This window comes from Bacteroides sp. Ga6A2, assembly GCF_000702225.1.
GTDB lineage: Bacteria > Bacteroidota > Bacteroidia > Bacteroidales > Bacteroidaceae > Ga6A1.
The window spans coordinates 25,344-45,995 of sequence record NZ_KL370874.1; the positions used below are offsets into that span (position 1 = coordinate 25,344).

Below are 20,652 nucleotides of genomic sequence, written 5' to 3' on the forward strand. Positions count from 1 at the left end.
TCTAAAAAATCTAAAAACCTTTAAAATATTATTATCTTCGCGACAATTTCTTTACTTCATTCTCAACTTCATCGAGCTCCCATAGCCTTGATTCCACTTTAACCAGATTTCCGTTCTGGTCAATAAGCCGATATGTTGGATAGCCTTGTACACCGACATATTTTTCGAGCAATTTTTGCTGTGCGTCGGGCAAATTATAATGCGCCACGTTTGCGCCCGTAACATTGTACTCTTTTATCACATTCTTCCAACCCTTTTCGTTCGATTGTTTAGCTAAATACATAAACACCATATCGTACGGCTTCAGACGTTTGTATTCTTCCTGCGACTTTGAAAGCTGCTGCTTGCAAGGACCGCACCATATACCCCACACATCAATAAGAATTATCTTGCCCCTATAAGGCTTTGTAAGCGTATTCAGAATCTTCGCGCCGTCGGTCATGCCCTTAACTGCGTCCGACGATTTCAGACAGTCTGAGTCGAAAGCCATCTTGTCAAGACATTCATACTTATCGTTCATAGCATGAATATATTCGCGGCAGCCATCTGTCGAAATAAGCGAATCTACAAGGGCAAGGGTTTCTTTTTTTAATGGCTTGCTATCTGGTACAATCACCCATTTCAGATATTCAGAAAGAATAACATCGCGTGCCGACTTACTCACTCCGCGGCATCTCATCTCCTCCGACAAAGCCTTTATTCCTCTTCTTAGAAAGAACTCCGAGTAATTGTCGTCGAGCAGCTCGTTAATCTTCTGAACAAAGTCGTTTGTGTCGAATTCTCTTTCCAGCTGTCTCTGCTGAATGCCAGACACATTTTGCATTTTCTTCTGCAATGCCAGACTTGCGACATCATATTTCTCTGCAGCCTCCAAGTCGCTTGCCGATAGTTTCAAAATGCCGTTTTTCTCAGCCATCACAAGACATTCTTTTAGACTCATTGTATTTTTCTCCCCAACTCGAGAAACAAATATTGAGCAATAATATTCTATCAATCCTCTGCCGTGCCAAGTTGCAGAGTAAGGCAATCGGACTTTTTCTAGATACTGTTTCTCTACTATTTTCAGATACTTGTCAGAGAAATCGCCATTTGCCACATCTTTACTCTTCATTAAGAAACGTGCTGCCGACACATATATATCATTCTCTCTAAGAGTCTTGTATCTGCCAGATAAGTTCGGATGCTTGGAAAATAATTCTGCCATTTTCTGAATTTCCTTATCAGTCTCATTCTTCACCTTCTCGAAGAAATCGTCCAGGTGAAAATCCTTCAAATCTACAAATGGATCGGCAACCAAACCGGAAAATCCGTAGGATGCTATTTCGTTTTGCAGACGAACATCCTTGCCCATAAACAACTGTTTATTCTCCTTTACATCATACAAAAGAAAGTACGATTTATTAGGCTCTGCAATATTATATACAGAAAATTCAAAGCCACCGCACCTCAAACAATAAAACGTAGTATTCAGCACAGGCATACGCAAGCTAAATCTGCCTACAGAATCGAGCGGCACAACTATATCATCATCCGAGTCAATACACCCGCCGTCTTTTTTCAATCTAATTTCACGCACTCCTTCTGGCATGTTTCTTATCAAGCCCGAAATTGTTACGCTGTCGAGTTTACAATAATTGTTATCGACAATTTCTGTACGATTGTCCTTCTCGGGATAGTCGGGCATGGTCGACGATTTTATAAGGCTACATTCGGCCTTATCTGCGCCGACAGAAATCGTGCGAATGCCCGATTCGGCTGCACCAACGTTTACTTGCAGCGTATCGCCATTGTTTGCAGCACGCAAAACATAGCAATCCTTGTCATCGCTGCGCGAGACGACGTCCCAACACTTACTGTCGTAAATAACCTGATTGTCGACAAAGCCAACGAACCATTCGCCAGTCTTTTCGTTTCGCCAATAGGTATCCTCAATGCCACTTTGTCCACATCCGAAGAATGAAAAAATCACTATAACAGATGCTATTAGGATAATTTTTTTCATAGAAATGATTGTATTATATTTATATTATTTTAGTTCACGCCCAACTCCGCTTTCATAGCATCTCCCAAAATAAGGAAGAAAATGCGAAATCAATGACTATTTGGTATTATCTTTAAAAGTTACGAACGGAAAATCGACTTTTTCCTCGTGCTGGCAAAGATAGTATTTTTTCTAAACAGATTATCATTTAGAGCAATTTATTTTATTAAAACATTTCAGAATTGCGCCATTTTTAAGCATTTTTAACAAAAGAAGAGGCTGCATTCATAAAAATGCAGCCTCTCGTCTCTTTTCAAAAAACTGATATTATACGTTTTACAAACGCAATTTTTTCAGGAATCAAAAGTTATCAACGTGGATTTCGAAGAATGCCTGTGGATGATTGCAGACTGGGCACTCCTCTGGAGCCTTCTCGCCCACTACAATATGACCGCAGTTGCGGCACTCCCAAACCTTAACTTCGCTCTTTGCAAATACTTCCTGCATCTCAATATTCTTCAGAAGAGCACGGTAACGCTCCTCATGACGCTTCTCGATGGCAGCCACCATGCGGAACTTAGCTGCAAGGGCTGTAAAGCCCTCTTCCTCGGCTGTTTTTGCAAAGCCCTCGTACATGTCTGTCCACTCGTAGTTTTCGCCCTCAGCAGCAGCCAAAAGGTTCTCGGCTGTTGTACCGATGCCGTTCAGTTCCTTGAACCAAAGTTTGGCGTGTTCCTTCTCGTTGTCGGCAGTCTTCAAGAAAATCTCTGCCAACTGCTCAAAGCCTTCTTTCTTTGCCTTAGAAGCGAAATAAGTGTACTTGTTTCGAGCCATAGACTCGCCAGCAAATGCCTCGTGAAGGTTCTTCTCTGTCTGAGTACCCTTCAGGCTCTTTTTCTCGTCTGCAACTTCCTTAAACTTGCTTGCAGGAACTTTACACTTTGGACATTTTTCTGGTGCAGAATCGCCCTCATGAACATAACCGCACACTGTGCATACATACTTTTTTGCCATAATAGTTTGTTTATTTTTGGTTAGTACTTGTTTGTATTTATCTGGGGGATAAAGATAATAATATTTTGCACAATTAAACAAATAAAATTCACATTCTTTTCCAATTTAATTTATTTTAGATCGTTTTCATTTACAAAATAAGGACTTTGACATACAAACACACAAAGGTTGTTTCCCAATATTTCGTTGAGAAACAACCCTATATTTTGTAAATGTCTGTTACGAATTTAGTAGCCGAAGATGGTTTCGGTAGACACTTCGTGAACCTCGCCAAGACTCTTCAAAAAGTCCATGTCGAGTTCCTTCGAATCGCCGAGAATGAGGTATCGATATGTACGTCCCTTCACGTTTTCCTTCTGGAAATCAACAAGATCGTCGAGCGTCATATCCTGTACCTTATTATATACATCGGCATCGATGTCGTGGTCGTGTCCCATATCCTGAGCATTGAAATATGAGTTCAGAACCCACTCGCGCGATGTTCGGACTGTGGCAAGTCGTTTCAGCAGAGCCTCCTTAGCCATTGCAAACGAAGTCTCGCTCTTCGGCATGTTCTCGATAATATCCTTGAACACACTCACGCAATCCTTCATCTTGTCATTCTGAGTAATGATGTATGTGTAGAACGAATTTGTCTTGTCCTTGCCAGCTCCGTTCACATATCGTGCCGATGCCGAATAAGCCAATCCACGAGCCTCGCGCAATTCTTGGAAAACAACGCAACTCATGTCCTGTCCGAAGTAGTTGTTGAACAACTCAATCTCTGGAACAATGGCTGTATTATACTTCTGACCATCGTTAGAATACATCTGCATGTATATATTTTTCGCTTCATAAGGAGCGATAAATACCTCAGTCTTTGCAACTTCCTGCTTTACAAAATCATTATCAACCTCGGCTGGTCTGGTTTGTTTTGCAGTCTTATGCAACTTATCGACCATTTTAACAACCTCAGTCATTGAAAGCGGACCGTAATACAAAATTGTCTGCTTATAATCCTTCAGTTTGCCAAGTTGTGCGAGCAGAGTCTTTGGGTCGGCACTCTCGAGTTCCTTCTGCGAAAGAATATTTGTCATACTGTTCTTGTCACCAAACATTCCCCAAGTCTGAAGATGAGAGAAGTTGCTTCGCTGGTCGAGTTTGCTTACTCTTCGCGACTCGATTGTGTTTGCAACGAAATCTGCGTAAACATCTTTGCTAACGTTTGCCTCGGCAAGCCACTTTTCGCAAAGTTCCATCGCAGGTTTCATATTTTCAGACAAACCGCTGATGACAACCGTTGTGCGCTTTGGCGAAACACTGACAGAAATTTCGCAAGCAAGTTCGTAGAGTTTTCGCTGAATCTGCTCGGCACTCAACTTCGATGTTCCTGCGTAATTCATCAAGTCTGATGCAACGCTCAACTCGCGGTCGTTCTTGCTTCCGTGCTCAACAATGTACGAAAGTTTGAAACGACTGTTGTCTGAATTCTGCTTATAAAAAAGTTTGTTTCCGTTCTTGAAGTCAGAAACGCTCAAGTCTTTCTTGAAGTCGATGAACTTTGGCTCAATCTTCTCAACCTTAGTTTCAGCAACATTCTTTACGAAGTCGCTGCACTTATTTCGGTTCATCTCAATTGGCGAGATGGCAGGCTTTTCAATCTTCTTCTCGTTAGGATCATCACCCTTATGCTTATAGATGCAAGCATAACCATCTGTAAGCGTACGCTTTGCAAATGCAACAAGATCAGCCTTTGTAATTTTAGAAAGGCGGTCGATTTCCTCAACACGATATTTCCAGTCAACACCATCGACAAATGCACTTACAAACATGCTTGCACGACTGCTGTTCTTTTCGAGAGCCTTCATCTTTGAAAGACGAAGATTATTGATAACCGCCTTCAGAAGTTCCTCGCTGAAATCGCCCTCGGCAATTTTCTTAACTTCGGCAACGAGCAAGTCGCGAGCCTGTTCAAGCGTCTGACCTTCTTTTGGAACGGCTATTGTGTAGAGCACAGAATAATCGCTCATCGAGTTGTTATATGCCTCAGCCTGAAGAACTTTCTGCTGCTGGTTAAGATTCAAATCGAACAACCCTGCAGTTCCGTTTGTCAAAAGTTTCTCGATAAGATTCAGATAATCAGCCTCTTTGCTGCTACTTCCAGGGAAAGGCCATGACACAGTAACCATATCAGCCTCGCGTCCGTACACATCCTTATATACAGGAGCAGTTAGCGGCTTAACGGCAGGAATGTCGAGATATTTGAGTTGTGGATTTGGCTTCCAGTCGCCAAAATACTTGTCAATTGTAGCCATAACCTCATCGAAATCGAAATCACCACTCATACAGATTGCCACATTATTAGGCACATACCAATATTTAAAGTGGTTCTTGATGTTTGTTATCGAAGGATTCTTAAGATGGTCCTGAGTTCCGATAACAGTCTGCATTCCGTAAGGATGGTTTGGGAACAGAATCTTGTTTGTCTGCTCAAAAATCTTGTCAAAATCACGTGTAAGATAGATGTTGTACTCCTCATAAACGGCTTCGAGCTCAGTATGGAATCCTCTGATAACCAAATCTTTGAATCTATCAGACTGAATCTTGGCCCAATTATCAACCTCATTGCTTGGAATATCCTCGATGTAGCAAGTAACATCCTCGCTTGTGTAGGCGTTGCTTCCAACCGAACCAATCTGAGCCATCAGTTTATCGTACTCGTTTGCCACGGCGATGGTTGACGCCAAGTAACTGAGCGAGTCTATTTTATGATAGATAGCCTTGCGCTTAGCCTCATCGCGAGTGTGGCGATAAACCTCGTAGCGAGCCTCGATGCTGTCGAGCAAAGGCTTCTCGCGCTTGTAGTCGGTTGTACCATACGAAGTAGTTCCCTTGAACATCAGATGCTCAAGATAATGAGCCAGACCAGTTGTTTCGTGAGGGTCGTTCTTACCGCCGACTCTCACTGCGATATAAGTCTGAATGCGTGGTTCTACCTTATTTACAGTAAGATATACTTTCAGACCATTGTCGAGTGTATAGATGCGAGCCTTCAGCGGATCGCCGTCAACAGTCTGATAGTTATACTTTTTCTGCGCATCTGCCGCGTTACAGACAACTGCCAGCAGCACAGAAATGATGAAAATCTTAAAATATTTCATTTTACACATTATAATCTTCTCGAACGCGCAAAATAAATAAAAAAATGTTAAACAAACGCTATTTTTTCAAACATTTTTGTATATTTTTGCATAAAATTCTTAATTATAGACTTATGAACAGAAAAGCAACAATCATATTGGCGCTTTGCTTGGCAACGATGTCGGCTTGCCATAAAGATGATGACATTCCAGAAGAGCATGTTCCTGAAACAGAAGAACCATCAACTCCGTCGGACGAGGACGATGAGAAAGGCTTTTCTCTCGGCGACATTCCGGTTGAGGAGATTTAGATTTACGAACAATGCAGTCGACAACATTCTTCGCATGAAAGAGTCTAAGTCGTTTGCATTTAACTGAAGTCGCCGAATTCACAGTCGTATTTTTCACACCGAAAAATATTTCTAAGCGGAATTGTCCTTTTTACCAAAAGTCTCTTTCGCTTTTTTCGTATATAAAAAAACGGCAGAACATCACTGCCCCGCCGTTTTCTTATAAGATTATCTTGTATATCCGCCAAAATGCCATTCTTCAGAAGCATTGTCACTTGATTCTAATATCGATACACGCTCTATAATCTCGTGTACAATAGCCACTGGTTTTACATATAATTGCTTCATAAATTCTACTTACTGCTTCTTGAACAGCCAATTGGTTGCCCGACATGTGTAATTCACCTTATTAGAAGAATCAACTTTTGTCTTTGGATCGAGTGCGGATAATCTTAAGTGTGTTGCATCTACATATATAATATTATAATCTTCGAAATTAGCAGGAACCATGTTGTAAGCCAAACGTCCCAATGGGAATGTTGCTCCACCATCGTAGTGATAGATTCCGTATACCTTTGAGAATCTGCGCTGTGACTCAACATCGCCAAGATTTCTGTTACCATCGAACAGGTCGAAACTCTCGCCCAGATAAATCTTGAAATTACCATAACGTGCCTTTGGAGTGTTGTAAGTAACATAGTTGAAGTTACTCTTTACAATACAAAGATTCTTGAAATCAATATCCTTGTAACTCAAGTTTCCTCCATTGCGGAAGAACATTGAAGTGCCGTCGTTCTTTGCATAGGCATCGTAAGCAAGGCTATAATTGCCAAGAGTTGAATAAAACGATTTTCCAATAGATTCGGTGTAAAGGTTACCAGCCCAATTACCAGTGTTAGCATTGCCTGTATTACCGTTAGACTCATACCACAAATCGCCCGGATTCTTAACATAGTCGTATGTAACTTCTGTTCCGCGGTCTATTATACCGTTGCAGATAACGCCCTTCTTACCATTGTAATTTGTCTGCTGAGAGTTTGTTACGAACAATGAGAAGTTGATGCTCAGCATATCGTCGATTGGCATTACATACTTACATTTCTTGTAAGAGTACGTACCGTTGTCCTTTATGCAGAAGTCTGAATTATCCTTGTTCAACTCGCTCTTGTCAGGACTCTCTATCAGATGGAAGTAAAGTTGCTGTCTGCTTCCGTTTACCGTTCCGTAATAGTTCTTAGACGCAGCATCGTATGTTGTCTCGCCTGTATAAACCTCGTATTTGCCGTTTGTGTATGCAAAGAATACCAAATTCTCAATACCTTCGGCAACATAATAATTGTTTCCATTGTAATGCTGAGACATATCACTTACAAGGTGCTCCTGAACCTCGTTTACGAACATTGCCTTGGTTGTCTCCTGCAAGTCATTGTCGTTTACGTCGATACGCTCATAATTGCCGTTTTTACTGTAGAACAACTTCAGGTTGATGCCCTGTGGCTTGCAAGCCTCAAAGTTCATCTTCATATAGTCTCTCAATCCGTAGAAATCTACGCTGTTGAGGTTCTCGCCTGCGTAACCCTGTCCCCAGTAAGCACGACCGCGGTTTGTATCAATCATTTCGCCCTGCCAGTTACCGTTAAGAAGAATACTCTTGTCGTCTGGCTGCTCTGTATAGTTAAAACTGAAGCACTTTCCTGCTACATATTCCTTTGCACCTTCGCCAACCATCTTCATTGAATAAACAAACTCGTCAAAGTTTGTAGGAAGAACATCGTTAGATGTTGTAGAAACGCCATCGTCAACACGAGTGAAGACGATAACCGAAAGTCTTCTTCTGAGTTCCTCGTAACTTACAGTCAGTCCGTCAGGAGCAGTTATGTGTCTGTCTACAGCCACCGGAGGCATTGCAATGTAAAGATCGAGGTGCATATAGTAGCCGTCCTCCTCTTTTGTGATAACATAGTCGTACTTGCCATCTTCTGCCTTCTTCTGACTGTTTGAAAGGCTTGAGAAAGGAATTTCGTAAACAATAGGATTGTTAAGTCCGCTTGTGCTATACTCGCCTGTATCGCCGTTGCCTAGAGTCAGTTCGAAGTATGATGTCTTCTCGCCTGCGCCCTCAACCCTAAGAGAGTGATTTTCACATTCGATGCGTCCTTTTGAGAAGAAGCAAGCATCCTGACCGCTGAACTGAGCTCTTGTAGGATGAGAGAACTTGCCGTCGGCACGCTTCTCTGCCGGAACCTTAACCTGAATGCGGAACATAGGAACAAGCATGTCCATCTTGACATTTGGAAGCGTCTTCGTATCTATATTTTCCTGATTAACAATGCCCGAACCGCCAAGAACACAGAGGTTTGACACATCAGACATTGAGATGTCAGACAAGGTTGCAACCTGCTGTGTCTGATTCATGAAATCGAGTTCGCCAAAAGTAAAATTACACTTTCCGTCTACATTGGCAATAATCTCGGTATATCGTTCGTTCCAAGGATAAATGGCATACATATAAGAACCCGCCACCGGTGTACCTGTTACAGAACCCTTGAACATTGCATTTGTACTCGGGGTAAAACTGCCGTTTTCGCTGTTTACATCTACACTGAATATGCCGTTTCGCACGCAATCGTAACTTGCAGCAACGTTGTTAACCACACAGCAAGTAGTTGTATAAACTGCCAACTTATCGTTGGTGCTCCAGTTCATCTGCAAATCAGACCAACTGTTTTTTGCAACCATATCCAATCTGGTGTTTTTGCCTTGCGACATAAGTACAGTGTACTCCTCACCTTTTTTTGTTTTTTCCGACGTGTTATCTGTAAACAGATTCTCGTCAGCGCACGAACACACTACAAAGATAGATGTAGCGAAAATAAGTCTCGGAAAATTCTTAAAAGCCAAAAAATTCATAAATTCAGAAAATATAATCTTATTGTTTTTATTTCATAATCTATTTAGGGAACGGTAGTTTAATAAAAAACCTTTGTAGGGTCGTTCATCTCTTGCCTACGCTCTTTAGCCAAGCCATTCTCTACCGGAATGTCGCCAGAGATGTAGAAATCGGCAATATTGCCACTGCACAGCAGCTCGATGGCAACCGATGACGGCTTGATATACCTCTTACTGCCGCTGTTGTTAAAATCAGCAGAACCCAAGTTTTTAATTTTTTTCATGAAATTTACAGTTTACCTAAACTTTTATTAGTAATTTAAAATCAACACTCGTTTTTCAGCATGGTCTTAGACCTATATTTTCAGCATCTCAGTAGCATCATTTTCAATAGTCTTCTACTTTCGACCGCAAAGAGAATAAAAATATAACAAACAACAAACAAAATATATCAAATAAGCACAAGAAAACTCGTATTTCTTGACTTATATCAAAATGTTAAAAAATGTTATTTTATGAGTATTGTTTGACATTTTATAAATATTGAACACGGATAATTATCGACAGTTTTATTTTAGTCGAAAACTCACTAAAAAGCGTTATTACTGAAATAATTGCAATAAAACTTATTGTATTTTTAACATGGTATTTTTTTAAACACTTAGCAATTATGAAAAAAACGGTTATAAAATACAATAACATCAACATTCTTTTGCCGGCAAAAACTTCTAAAAAATTCCTTGGCATTACAAGACAAAAAGACGAGAAAAATGGACGAACGAATATTTTTTATTTTTTTTAATCCAAAAATCCTCTTATGTTAAAAAAAATGTATACTTTTGACTTCAAAATAACACTTCGACAATGAAATTCAGTATTAAATCGAACGTTTTGGTAGACCAGTTACTCGACGAGATTGCTGCAAAATACCCAGAAACAGATGAGTCAACAATTGTTACAGACATTCACCTTCAGCCTCATCAGGACACTGGCGAACTGATGGCTTTCAACGATGATGACGAGATGCTGGCACAAGTTATTATTGAGGAATGGGCAAACTCCAATTCCGATCATTTCATTGACGAAGTGAAGCATTTCCTTGGTTCGAGAATTCACTCAAAGAAGAAAAATCTGGAGAAACTTGGCATAATGCAGCCATATTCAATAGATCTTGTTGACGATGACAAGGAAACGATTTCCGAACTTCTTTTCGTAGACGGAGATACCGAAATCCTTAACAAGGAACTTCTGAAAGGTCTTGACAACGAGCTGAACGATTTCTTGAAGAAATTGCTCGAAGACTAACGATATAACATTATAACCTTATATACAAAGAAATAATGGCGTGCCGATGCAGATATCGGCACGCCTGCCTTTTTTCTGACGAATGTAACATTATGGGTAGCGTTTGGAAACACAAAACGACCGAAATTTCGATTCTTTATTCATACCTTTGCTGCATTATTACAAACAATTAACAAACAAATACTATTTAATTTAATCCAATGAAAAGAAACATTTTGGCAGGTCTGGCTTTGGGACTTGCGGGATTTTCGTGGGCACAACAACCCACAATCTCGACAAAATACACCGCCGACCCTGCGCCCTATGTACATGGAGACACCATCTATCTCTACACAACCCACGACGAGGACGACGCCGAAAACTTTAAGATGTACGACTGGCTTTTGTACACATCTACCGACATGGTGAACTGGCAAGACCACGGAGCCGTGGCATCACTCGACGATTTTAAGTGGTACGACGGAAAGAACGGCGCATGGGCCGAGTGCGTGGTTGAACGCAATGGCAAATGGTACATGTACTGCCCTATCCACGGACACGGAATTGGCGTTCTGGTGGCAGACTCGCCTTACGGACCGTTCAAAGACCCAATAGGAAAGCCGCTCGTATGGCAAAAAGAGCACTGGAACGACATCGACCCTTCGGTTTTCATCGACGATGACGGACAGGCTTATATGTACTGGGGAAATCCGAAACTATATTGCGCCCTTCTGAACGAGGACATGATTTCGCTGAAGAGCGATGCCATGCAACTTCACGATGTGCCAGAGCACTATCAGGAAGGTCCTTGGTTCTACAAGCGCAACGGAAAATACTATCTGGCATACGCATCGACCTGCTGCCCTGAAGGACTTGGCTACGCCATGAGCGACAATGCCCTCGGTCCTTGGACTTTCAAAGGATATGTAATGGCACCGACTCCCCGCACGCGAGGCAACCATCCGGGGATTATCGACTACAGAGGCAAATCGTTCGGATTCGGTCTAAACTACGACCTTAAGAACATCAGCATAAAGGAGCACAAGGAGCGCAGAAACGTAGGCGCATTTCCACTTTCATATAATGCCGACGGAACAATCATCGAATCGCCTTACTTCCAAGATGTTAAGGTCGAGCCAATCGGAACATTCAATCCGTTCCGCAAAGTCGAGGCCGAGACGATGGCTTGGGGCTACGGTCTGAAAACCGTGAAGAGAGGCATCGAAGACATCATTGTTACCGACGTGAACGACGGCGAATACATCTTGCTGAAGAATGTTGATTTCGGCAACAAAATGGCTCACAAACTCATCGTAAGCGCAGCATCGACAGTTGGCGGAAAGGCAGAATTCCACATAGACGGCGTAAAGGGAAAGATTATCGGTACAGCTACAATAAAAAGTACTGGCGGCGATGACAAATACAAGGAATTCCAGACAAGCATCGCAGCCGTTGGCGGAGTTCACGACCTTTACATCGTGTTCAGAGGCGCGAAGGGCAAGAATCTGTTCAATCTTGACTGGTGGAAGATTACCGGCATCCCAGCCAACTACGCAACCCTCGAAAAAGTTGTTGAGGACGGCGGAACAGGCAAATATCCAGCCGTGATGCAAGAAATAAACGGCCTGGAGGCACACACAGTATTCATGCCGAAGGATTTGTCGCAATTCAGCGAGCAGAATCCTCTGCCTGTGCTGGTTTGGGGCAACGGAGCATGCACAAACTCGCCTTGGGAGCATTTCAAGTTCCTGAACGAGATTGCGTCGCACGGATATCTGGTAATCGCAACCGGATATTTTCCAAAGGAAGAGAAGCCTTACAACGGCGAAATGTCAAAGCCAGAACAGCAGATTGAGTCGATTGACTGGGCAATTGCACAGAACAGCAACAAACTCAGCCCTCTCTACGGAAAAATCAACACAAAGGCAATCTGCGCATCTGGAATGTCGTGCGGCGGTCTGCAAACGCTTTACAACTGCGCCGACAAGCGAATTTCGACATACATGATTTGCAACAGCGGATTGTTTATCGACCCGTCAATAGCAATGCCAAACATGCCGATGCCGGGAAAAGACCAGTTGAAGAGCGTTCATGCGCCTATCATCTACATTCTGGGCGGTGAGACTGACATTGCCTACAACAACGGAATGGACGACTTCCACCGTATAAAAGATGTTCCAGCATTTGCAGCCAACTATCCTGTTGGTCACGGCGGAACATACCGTCAGCCTCACGGAGGCGAATTCAGATTCCCTGCAGTAGCTTGGCTCAACTGGCAACTGAAGGGCGACCAAGAGGCCGCCAAGATGTTCAAGGGCGAGAAATGCGGTCTGTCGCAGCGCAAGGACTGGAAGATTGAAAAGAACCAGTTGATTGACAAATAAATATCAGAATATCAAAACGACAATATAATAAGGTAGCGTGCACATTCATCCAAGTTTAGTAAGAATGACTTGCAACGCTACCTTTTTCGTTGTAAAACATTGTTTATTCGGTATTTTTCTTATTTTTGCACTCAGAAAAATGGGAAAGATTGCTCGACATATCAGACTTGTAATTGCGATGTTGTTCATCGGCATCAGCCATTATGGTGGTGTGCAAGCCGAAAACATCGGCCGGCAGCCGCAAAATAATGCGCAGGTAAGCCGATACGACAATCTGATTAACAGTATTGCAGAAGAGCGCAATCAGCCGCTGAGCGTTGTTTTTGATACAGATGAAGGAGCACAACGCTACAGTAGCAACCGCAATACGCGTCTGATTCCGACGCACGGCTTCGGACCAAACAATGGCTCGGGACATTTTTCAAGCAAACATCAATATTCACTCAAAAACATTAAGTTTCTCCACTTGTGCCGAAAAATTTGCGTTCGGCAAACAGGTGGCGCGTCTCCTCGCCATTACTACATTATTGCGTTGAGACGGATTCTTTGTTAGTCATACTCTCATCACCCGAGAAAAAAAATTATTAACAAAGAATTTAAAGAAACATTTATGACAAAAATCAAGAACTTGCAGATGGCAGAAACCGTCTGCAACGATATGCGAATTAAGATTACCGAATCATTCTTCGGACTATGCTGCAAGGCGATTTTTATGCCGACAAACAGCAAGATTGACGCCAAGACGCTCGAATATTCGCCAGAGATAGGCGGCAGGCTCAACACCATTCTGAATATGCCGCACGACAAGCTTGTAAGCACGCTCGAGAATTTCCATCCCGTTACAACGGTTAACGGAAACTACCTGCTTGAACTGTGCACGTCGCGCGACGGAAATTTTGCAGCACTGCAACTTTTCAGATATGTTTCGCTTAAATATTCGCCGGTTACTGACGTAATTTTTTTCGAAGAAGATGATGCAAGGCTCATAAAGAACAAACTCGTGTAACCAACTCAGAAACAGCGCATCACAGCAATGCGCTGTTTTTTTTATCACTATAAATAATGACTTCGGAATGCTTAAATCACTAATTTTAGGTATTGCCGGCAACATTAAAAACCTCTATCTTTGCAAATGTAAATAAGATACAGAACATGTTTCAAGATATATTAGTTTACGCTATCGTTGCTGCAACAGTTTGTTACGCAGCATACCACTTCTGGAAAGCGGCAAGTGGTAAGGGAAAATGCAACTGCAGTTCTTGCGGAAAGAAGTGCAACTGCCATAAAGATTAGCCATAGTTTAGATTAAGTCGTTTATTACATAAGTTTGTTTATTTTATTTATTAGTACAAAAGACGCATCCTGTTGTGTAACATGATGCGTCTTATATTTTTTCCCTTCGGCTTACTTTATTGCCGATTCCTCTATCAAGCCGTTCATCAGCGCATAGACCGTGAGACCGGCAATAGACTTAATCCCTGTCTTTGCTATGATGTTCTTTCGGTGCGACATTACAGTGTGAACCGAAATATTCAGAGTCTCGGCAATTTCCTTGTTCTGCAAGCCCTTTGCCACAGCCACAAGCACCTCGATTTCGCGTTCCGACAAATCCTCGTTCATGGCATAAGCGTTTGTTCCTACCACTGGTTCTGCCAAATCCTTAGGCTTGTCGCCTGATATGCACTGGCGAAGCACATCCTCAATCTGCTCTGCACCGTCTGAAAGTTCGATGTAGCCGTCGAACTGCTTCAGAACACTTCTGTCAACATAGTGTGTCATAAGTGCAACAAGGCTGTATCCGATGGTAGACGGAATGTTGTGCAGAACGCCACGCACGGCATTTCGGGTAGAATAATCGATGATATGCGGCTCTACGATGAGCATCTCCGCACGGTTGTGGATAACTGCCGACTGCGCCAACTCGAGCGACGATGTGCGCTCAACCAAAACAAAATCGGGCATATTGCCAATTATCGCACTCATGCCCAAAGACACAATTTCCGAATCACTTAATAGTACTACCTTCTTCTTCATTTCATCTCGTTTTCAAGAGCCTCAACCGATGGAGCAAGTAAATAATCCTCAATAAGAGCGTGTTTCTTCAGGTCTGAAGACAGCCTGAACAAATCGAACAAGACCGATGTGCGCTCACGCGGCAGCGAATCGCCGGGCAGATACTTAACGATGATGTTTATCAAATCATCGAGTTTGTCCTCGATGTTGCTGTGGTTTTCTTCGAACTGGCGGATGCTGAACGTGACTTTCTCCTCGCCCTTCAGCAGAGAGTCGATGTAAGGAAAGACACTATCTTCCTCGAAACTGAAATGACTGGCAACCTCGGTGCGATAGTCATCGAAAAACTTCTTCAGGATATTGCCGAACTTTGGCTCTATGCTGTTGGCTATGTGCAGAAGATGATTTCCGATGTGTCCCACGCGCTCGTCAAGATAGTAGCGGTGCGATTTCATCAGATAGTCTATCAAAGCTTTCAGTTGCTGCTCGTTCAGAATCGACTCGGGATAATACCCCTCAACTCCGTAGATGTTGCCAACCATCAGGAACAACGCCACATCTACGTTATACATGTTGCACACCTCGGCAACAGAGCGGTCGCCAAAGCCGAGATTGATGCCGAAACGCGGCAAAACGAGTATAATGTCGTGAAACTCGTTTACCATGTTTGCCATTTTGTCGTCGGCAACAAACAGTTTTCTATTCTGAATCATAAGCAAAATTTGTGTTTGTGCAAAGATACAAATTTTATCCGTCTTGGCTTTGCCGAAAGAAGCAAAAAAACGAGGGCAGCAATAAAAAACTGCTACCCTCGCTCTTAATATTTTACATTTTTAGCACGGACGCTTTTTGGGCAGGTTGAACACATCCTGCACTTCTTTCATAGCCTCGGCAGTCATACCATCAGGCTCGCTGCCCATGCTGCGGGCGCACATATAGATGTTTGCAGCCTTGCAGAGCACATCAGTCTGGTCGAAGGCATCCATGATGTCCTGACCTACGGCTACGGTGCCATGCTTCTCCCAAAGCACTACGTCGTGAGTCTTAATCTTCTCCAAAGTGTCCTTTGCAAGTTCTACCGATGAAGGCAGACCGTAAGGCACGATACCGATGCCAAGCGGAGCAAAGGCAAGAGTTTCTGGAATCATAGACCAAAGCACGCGTGTCATCTCATCGTCGCGCAAGAAACGCTGAATGTGGCTCATTGCCACAAGTTCTATCGGATGAGTGTGCAGAGTTGCCTTATAGCATGAGCCAGTCTCGAGCAGATAGTTCTGCAATGCGAGGTGTGTAGGAAGCTCAGATGTAGGAGCAACAGGCTCGTCGGCAATAATCTCGTAACTTGCGCAATCGTCGCAGATGCGAACGATAGAGCCGTTCTGCATAGGCCAGCGTGCCAAGTCGCGCATACGCTTGCCAGTACCCTTGCAATAGAAATATTTGCCTTTAAGCTGTGGCAGAACCATGCCAATCTGCTTAACAGGTGCAATGGCAGGCATAGCCTTGCACTCGTCATCCATAAACTCAGTAACATTTACGGTAATGTTACCGCCATTACGCTCTGCCCAACCTTTCTGCCAAAGGTAACCGGTGACCTCGGCAATTTGGTCAACGACAGCCTTCAAACCGTCGCGACCGTCAAGAATACTTTTCATTTTGTTTATTATGTTTTAATTATCCTACCAAAACCGGAATGAATGTTGATACAATAAGCACGATGATGCCTATCACCAACACCGTTATAGTTTTCTGCGAACAGCCCTTCCACTCCTTCAGGATAATACCCCAAAGATTTGAGAATGTTACGTTTAGAGCCATGAGGATGCAGAATGCCAATGTTGTGAGTGTCTCAGAAGATGTAAGGAAGCCCTTGCCAAGCGACAGTCCGAAGAACTGGCTGTACCACAAAGCACCAGCCAAGGCGCAGAACAAGATGTTGTTTCCCCATACATCAGCCTTCTTGTAGTCAGACCATGTGTTGTTTACATTGTTCTGATAGAAGCAATATATAAGGTTTGTAACAAATCCGCCGAGAGTTACGAGCAACGTAGCCGGAAGTGTAGCAAACATTGGGTCTGATTCGGCAAAATGAATGTCCTTTCCAAACTCAAGACCAACGTTGAAGCAACCGCTCATGAAGCCGGCAAGCAGCGCGATGGCAAGACCCTTAGGAAAGTTGAAATCCTTAACAGCCTCTTTCTTCTCTTCTTCAGAAAGCGAAGAAGCCTTCATCGAACCGGCAACACCAATGATGGCGATGCCCACAAGCGTTACGACAACGCCCAAGATTACGGCAAATGTAAGCGATGAAAGTGCATCAAGTTCTGGGAAGAACACATTCAGCAGAACTGGTCCCATTACCGTACCAAGTCCGGCGCATGTTCCAAGCGCGATGCTCTGTCCGAGAGCCACGCCAAGATAGCGCATAGATAAGCCGAAGGTCAGTCCGCCCACGCCCCACAGAACGCCGAACAGAACTGTCATCCAGATGTTAAACGAACTTGTCTCGGCAAACATTTCACAGAAACTGTGTCCCTCAGGAACGGCGAGCAGTGCACCCAAGAACGGGAACAGAACCCAAGCAAACACGCCCTGAACAATCCAGTAACTCTCCCAACTCCAGTTCTTTATCTTGTTTATCGGCACATAGCACGATGACTGGCAGAATGCACCGACAGCAATTATCAAAAGTCCTATAATCAATTCCATGTAACAGAATTTTTATATACAGAAATACCCCAAACCCATCCTTTGTAGAAAGAAGGGGCAAGGGGTACAAAATCCTTTTCTATTATCTCTTCAATGTTACGTTCTTCTCGTACTCCTGACACTCCTTGATGAAATCAAGACCTACAGGAACATTGTTGCGGAGGCAGAACTCATCGTAAACTGCATTCCAAGGCATTGCCTTGTGCTCCTCGATAGTAGCAAGCTTCTCGAAGCCCTGACCAGCGTTCTCCATGTCGCGAATCTGCTGAACTGGCTCGAGCAATGCACGAGTCATACACTTCTGAGCAGCGCGTGAACCAACAACGTATGCACCGATACGGTTGATTGAGCCGTCGAAGTAGTCGAGACCATAGTGTACGCGGTCGATAGCACCTGCACGAACAATTTCGTAGAACAACTCTGTTGTAAGGTCGTCCATGATTGTTACATGGTCTGAATCCCAACGAACTGGGCGTGAAACGTGAAGCATCAACTCAGGAACGAACAGAAGCAAAGAGCTTACCTTGTCGCCGATTGACTCTGTTGGGTGGAAGTGACCAGTATCGAGAGTTACCATCACGTTGTTCTTTGAAGCGTATGCGTTGTAGAAGTCGTTAGAACCAACAGTCATTGACTCAAGACCGATACCGAATACCTTTGACTCAAGGCATGGCTTCTCCCACTTGTATTTTGTAGCAAGAATCTCGTCGAGGCTCTCCTTCAACTGAGCGCGGTACTGCATACGGTTTACAGTAACGTCCTTAGAACCATCGTGAATCCAGAGGTTGATGATACATGGATCGTTCTGATACTCACCCATTGCGTTTGCAATCTCGCGGCAACGCTTCATGTGCTCAATCCAGAACTCGCGAATCTCCTTGTTAGGGTTAGAGATTGTAAGGTTTCCGCTCTTTGGATGAGAGAAGTTTGTTGAGTTGAAGTCGAGTTTGGTATTGTTTTCCTTACCCCACTCCATCCAGCCTTTGAACATGTCAACGCTGCACTCGTTACGGTCGATGAACTTGCCGTTGAACTCGCCGTAAATCTCGTGAAGATTCAAGCGGTGTGTTCCCGGAATAAGGCTCTTAGCCTTAAGAATATCGGCACGAAGTTCGTCGATATTGCGAGCAGCACCCGGATAGTCGCCGGTACTCTGGATACCGCCAGACATTGCGCCAGCCTTTGGCTCAAAGCCGTGAACATCATCTGCCTGCCAGCAGTGCATAGACAGGTGGAAGTCCTGAAGCTGTGCGATAACCTTCTCTGTATCAATACCAAGTTCAGCGTAGCGTTCTTTTGCTACCTCGTAAGCTGAATGAATAAGCGATTCTTTCATAACTTTTCTATATTAAAATTATAGTTAATATTATCTGTTTACAATTTTCTTGAATTTAGCGTATGCAGCATCCCATGCAGCGGCATTCTGAGGCTCGAACTTATCGAGCTGGAGAGTTGAAGCAAGAACCTTGCGCATAGCGTAAAGGTCTGATGCTTCGCCCGATGCCATAGCCTGAACCATGATGTTTCCGATGGCAGTAGCCTCTGAAGGACCGGCAACGACTGGCAATCCGATGGCGTTGGCTGTGCACTGGTTAAGGAACTTGTTACGGCTTCCGCCACCAATGATATGAAGCGTTTCGATGCTGTTTGGAGTTAGTGTGCGAAGCATCTCAAGAACCTCGCGGTATCTCAATGCCAAACTGTCGAAGATACAGCGTACAATCTCGTCGCGGTTTGCAGGCACAGGCTGCGATGTCTTCTTGCAATAATCCTTAATTGCAGTCTCCATGTCGGCAGGATTTGCAAACATCTGGTCGTCTGGGTCGATAAGGCACTTGAACGGCTCAGAAGCCTCAGCACCAGCAATGAGCTGACCGTAGTCTGTCTCGCCCCAGTTAGGACGGCAACGCTCCAGCAGCCACATTCCGCAGATATTTTTCAGAAGGCGGATGGTGTGCTGAACACCGCCCTCGTTTGTAAAGTTCAGTCTTTCTGTCTCGGCTGTGATGACAGGCTCTTCTGTCTCAACACCCATCAGACTCCATGTTCCGCTGCTGAGGTAAGCGAAATTCTTGCTTACGGCAGGAACGGCAGCAACCGCCGAGCCAGTATCATGTCCGGCAACGGCAATCACAGGGATTGCTCCAAGTCCTGTCTGCTTCTGCACCTCGGCAGTAAGTTCGCCGACCTTCTCGCCCGGATATACGAACTTTCCGAAACTGTCCTCTGTCAGTCCAACAGATTTCAGAATTTCTGGTTCAAGTTTGAATGTGCGCGCATTTACAATCTGCGCTGTTGTTGCTATTGTGTACTCGCAAACCATCTGTCCTGTAAGAAGATAACTCAGGGCATCAGGAATGAAAAGGATTTTGTCGGCATTAGCAAGCGCGCTGCAATTGTTGCGGCGAAGCGTGTCGAACTGGAAAAGTGAGTTGAAATTCATCACCTGAATACCAGTCTGCTCGTAGAGTTTCTTGCGGTCGTACTTCTCGAAGAACTTCTCTGGCGCACCCTCGGTGTGAGGATCGCGATATGCGTATGGCTGACGCTGGAACATTCCGTCCTTTCCGACGGTAACAAAATCAACGCCCCAAGTATCAATACCTATCGATGTGATTTCGACATCCATTGCCGACGCAAGTTTCAGTCCTTCTACAATATTATAATATAGTTCGTATATATCCCAAAAGAAATGTCCGTTCATCTCAACAAGATGATTGGCAAATCTGTTAACCTCCTGAAGTTCGCACTTGCCATCGGCAAAAGAACCCAACATTGTACGGCCGCTTGTGGCTCCAAGATCGACCGCGAAGAAACATTTTTTCATTGGCTAAATAGTATTTGTAATGTCGCAAAGATACATTTTTTGCGTTAACGGCAAATATCTAAATGCAAATATTTTTCGGAAATATCAAATTTCCGAGTTAAAAATATCATAATCAAATTACGGGCTTAACAAAGGTACAGAC

The 20,652-nt window shown here is 43.7% G+C and carries 16 protein-coding genes and 1 pseudogene; 6 read left to right on the forward strand and 11 right to left on the reverse strand.

What is annotated here, in order from left to right:
* Window positions 1-31 precede the first annotated feature (31 nt).
* From T538_RS0115640 to T538_RS0115650, 3 genes are all read right to left on the reverse strand, one after another.
* A complete protein-coding gene (locus tag T538_RS0115640) occupies window positions 32-2,002 on the reverse strand; it encodes a TlpA family protein disulfide reductase (protein WP_081835048.1) in 1,971 nt (656 codons plus the stop codon).
* Between the two features lie 339 nt (window positions 2,003-2,341).
* Window positions 2,342-2,995 (reverse strand): rubrerythrin, encoded by a 654-nt coding sequence (gene rbr, locus T538_RS0115645; RefSeq protein WP_081835049.1) that lies wholly within the window; start codon window positions 2,993-2,995, stop codon window positions 2,342-2,344.
* 227 nt (window positions 2,996-3,222) lie between these two features.
* A complete protein-coding gene (locus tag T538_RS0115650; protein ID WP_369795017.1) occupies window positions 3,223-6,144 on the reverse strand; it encodes a M16 family metallopeptidase in 2,922 nt (973 codons plus the stop codon).
* 104 nt (window positions 6,145-6,248) lie between these two features.
* Between T538_RS0115650 and T538_RS18525 the strand changes: the two genes are divergently transcribed.
* Window positions 6,249-6,425 (forward strand): hypothetical protein, encoded by a 177-nt coding sequence (locus T538_RS18525; RefSeq protein WP_155993302.1) that lies wholly within the window; start codon window positions 6,249-6,251, stop codon window positions 6,423-6,425.
* A 336-nt stretch (window positions 6,426-6,761) separates the two neighbouring features.
* Here the strand turns inward: T538_RS18525 and T538_RS0115660 are convergent, their stop codons facing one another.
* Together T538_RS0115660 and T538_RS0115665 are read right to left on the reverse strand one after the other, a co-directional pair.
* Window positions 6,762-9,143, reverse strand: a complete 2,382-nt coding sequence (locus tag T538_RS0115660) for a hypothetical protein (RefSeq protein ID WP_155993304.1) — start codon at window positions 9,141-9,143, stop codon at window positions 6,762-6,764.
* 230 nt (window positions 9,144-9,373) lie between these two features.
* On the reverse strand, window positions 9,374-9,577 hold the full coding sequence (locus T538_RS0115665; protein WP_031541533.1) for a hypothetical protein: 204 nt from the start codon (window positions 9,575-9,577) through the stop codon (window positions 9,374-9,376).
* 580 nt (window positions 9,578-10,157) lie between these two features.
* On the opposite strand from T538_RS0115665, the gene T538_RS0115675 reads away from it, so the two are divergent.
* The 5 genes and pseudogenes from T538_RS0115675 (at window position 10,158) to T538_RS19265 (ending at window position 14,254) form a co-directional block, all read left to right on the forward strand.
* Window positions 10,158-10,598, forward strand: coding sequence for a hypothetical protein (locus T538_RS0115675; RefSeq protein WP_031535563.1), 441 nt, complete (start codon window positions 10,158-10,160; stop codon window positions 10,596-10,598).
* Between the two features lie 200 nt (window positions 10,599-10,798).
* Window positions 10,799-12,106, forward strand: a pseudogene (locus T538_RS19065) (family 43 glycosylhydrolase); the annotation flags it as partial.
* Between the two features lie 994 nt (window positions 12,107-13,100).
* Window positions 13,101-13,514, forward strand: coding sequence for a hypothetical protein (locus tag T538_RS0115685; protein WP_031535568.1), 414 nt, complete (start codon window positions 13,101-13,103; stop codon window positions 13,512-13,514).
* 57 nt (window positions 13,515-13,571) lie between these two features.
* Window positions 13,572-13,967, forward strand: coding sequence for a hypothetical protein (locus T538_RS0115690; protein ID WP_031535570.1), 396 nt, complete (start codon window positions 13,572-13,574; stop codon window positions 13,965-13,967).
* A 146-nt stretch (window positions 13,968-14,113) separates the two neighbouring features.
* On the forward strand, window positions 14,114-14,254 hold the full coding sequence (locus T538_RS19265; RefSeq protein ID WP_081835051.1) for a FeoB-associated Cys-rich membrane protein: 141 nt from the start codon (window positions 14,114-14,116) through the stop codon (window positions 14,252-14,254).
* A gap of 111 nt (window positions 14,255-14,365) precedes the next feature.
* Here T538_RS19265 and T538_RS17915 read toward each other — a convergent pair whose 3' ends face one another.
* The 6 genes from T538_RS17915 to T538_RS0115720 form a co-directional block, all read right to left on the reverse strand.
* The gene (locus T538_RS17915; RefSeq protein ID WP_051656185.1) at window positions 14,366-14,995 is read right to left on the reverse strand and encodes a response regulator transcription factor; all 630 of its coding nucleotides are present in this window, start codon (window positions 14,993-14,995) and stop codon (window positions 14,366-14,368) included.
* Entirely contained in the window at window positions 14,992-15,687 is a 696-nt protein-coding gene (locus tag T538_RS0115700; RefSeq protein ID WP_031535573.1) for a hemerythrin domain-containing protein, read from the reverse strand. The genes T538_RS17915 and T538_RS0115700 overlap by 4 nt, the downstream gene beginning before the upstream one ends.
* A 120-nt stretch (window positions 15,688-15,807) precedes the next feature.
* Entirely contained in the window at window positions 15,808-16,629 is an 822-nt protein-coding gene (gene rhaD / locus T538_RS0115705) for a rhamnulose-1-phosphate aldolase (RefSeq protein WP_031535576.1), read from the reverse strand.
* A gap of 19 nt (window positions 16,630-16,648) precedes the next feature.
* Complete coding sequence (locus T538_RS0115710) at window positions 16,649-17,683, reverse strand: L-rhamnose/proton symporter RhaT (RefSeq protein ID WP_031535578.1); 1,035 nt, start codon at window positions 17,681-17,683, stop codon at window positions 16,649-16,651.
* Between the two features lie 82 nt (window positions 17,684-17,765).
* The gene (locus T538_RS0115715; protein ID WP_031535580.1) at window positions 17,766-19,019 is read right to left on the reverse strand and encodes an L-rhamnose isomerase; all 1,254 of its coding nucleotides are present in this window, start codon (window positions 19,017-19,019) and stop codon (window positions 17,766-17,768) included.
* A gap of 30 nt (window positions 19,020-19,049) precedes the next feature.
* On the reverse strand, window positions 19,050-20,510 hold the full coding sequence (locus T538_RS0115720; protein WP_031535582.1) for a rhamnulokinase: 1,461 nt from the start codon (window positions 20,508-20,510) through the stop codon (window positions 19,050-19,052).
* Between the last annotated feature and the right edge of the window lie 142 nt (window positions 20,511-20,652).

Coding starts and splice junctions, on each gene's coding strand:
- T538_RS0115640 (WP_081835048.1), bottom strand. CDS start 2,002: ATGAAAAAAATTATCCTAATAGCATCTGTTATAGTGATTTTTTCATTC.
- rbr (WP_081835049.1), bottom strand. CDS start 2,995: ATGGCAAAAAAGTATGTATGCACAGTGTGCGGTTATGTTCATGAGGGC.
- T538_RS0115650 (WP_369795017.1), bottom strand. CDS start 6,144: ATGTGTAAAATGAAATATTTTAAGATTTTCATCATTTCTGTGCTGCTG.
- T538_RS18525 (WP_155993302.1), top strand. CDS start 6,249: ATGAACAGAAAAGCAACAATCATATTGGCGCTTTGCTTGGCAACGATG.
- T538_RS0115660 (WP_155993304.1), bottom strand. CDS start 9,143: ATGGTTGCAAAAAACAGTTGGTCTGATTTGCAGATGAACTGGAGCACC.
- T538_RS0115665 (WP_031541533.1), bottom strand. CDS start 9,577: ATGAAAAAAATTAAAAACTTGGGTTCTGCTGATTTTAACAACAGCGGC.
- T538_RS0115675 (WP_031535563.1), top strand. CDS start 10,158: ATGAAATTCAGTATTAAATCGAACGTTTTGGTAGACCAGTTACTCGAC.
- T538_RS0115685 (WP_031535568.1), top strand. CDS start 13,101: ATGGGAAAGATTGCTCGACATATCAGACTTGTAATTGCGATGTTGTTC.
- T538_RS0115690 (WP_031535570.1), top strand. CDS start 13,572: ATGACAAAAATCAAGAACTTGCAGATGGCAGAAACCGTCTGCAACGAT.
- T538_RS19265 (WP_081835051.1), top strand. CDS start 14,114: ATGTTTCAAGATATATTAGTTTACGCTATCGTTGCTGCAACAGTTTGT.
- T538_RS17915 (WP_051656185.1), bottom strand. CDS start 14,995: ATGAAGAAGAAGGTAGTACTATTAAGTGATTCGGAAATTGTGTCTTTG.
- T538_RS0115700 (WP_031535573.1), bottom strand. CDS start 15,687: ATGATTCAGAATAGAAAACTGTTTGTTGCCGACGACAAAATGGCAAAC.
- rhaD (WP_031535576.1), bottom strand. CDS start 16,629: ATGAAAAGTATTCTTGACGGTCGCGACGGTTTGAAGGCTGTCGTTGAC.
- T538_RS0115710 (WP_031535578.1), bottom strand. CDS start 17,683: ATGGAATTGATTATAGGACTTTTGATAATTGCTGTCGGTGCATTCTGC.
- T538_RS0115715 (WP_031535580.1), bottom strand. CDS start 19,019: ATGAAAGAATCGCTTATTCATTCAGCTTACGAGGTAGCAAAAGAACGC.
- T538_RS0115720 (WP_031535582.1), bottom strand. CDS start 20,510: ATGAAAAAATGTTTCTTCGCGGTCGATCTTGGAGCCACAAGCGGCCGT.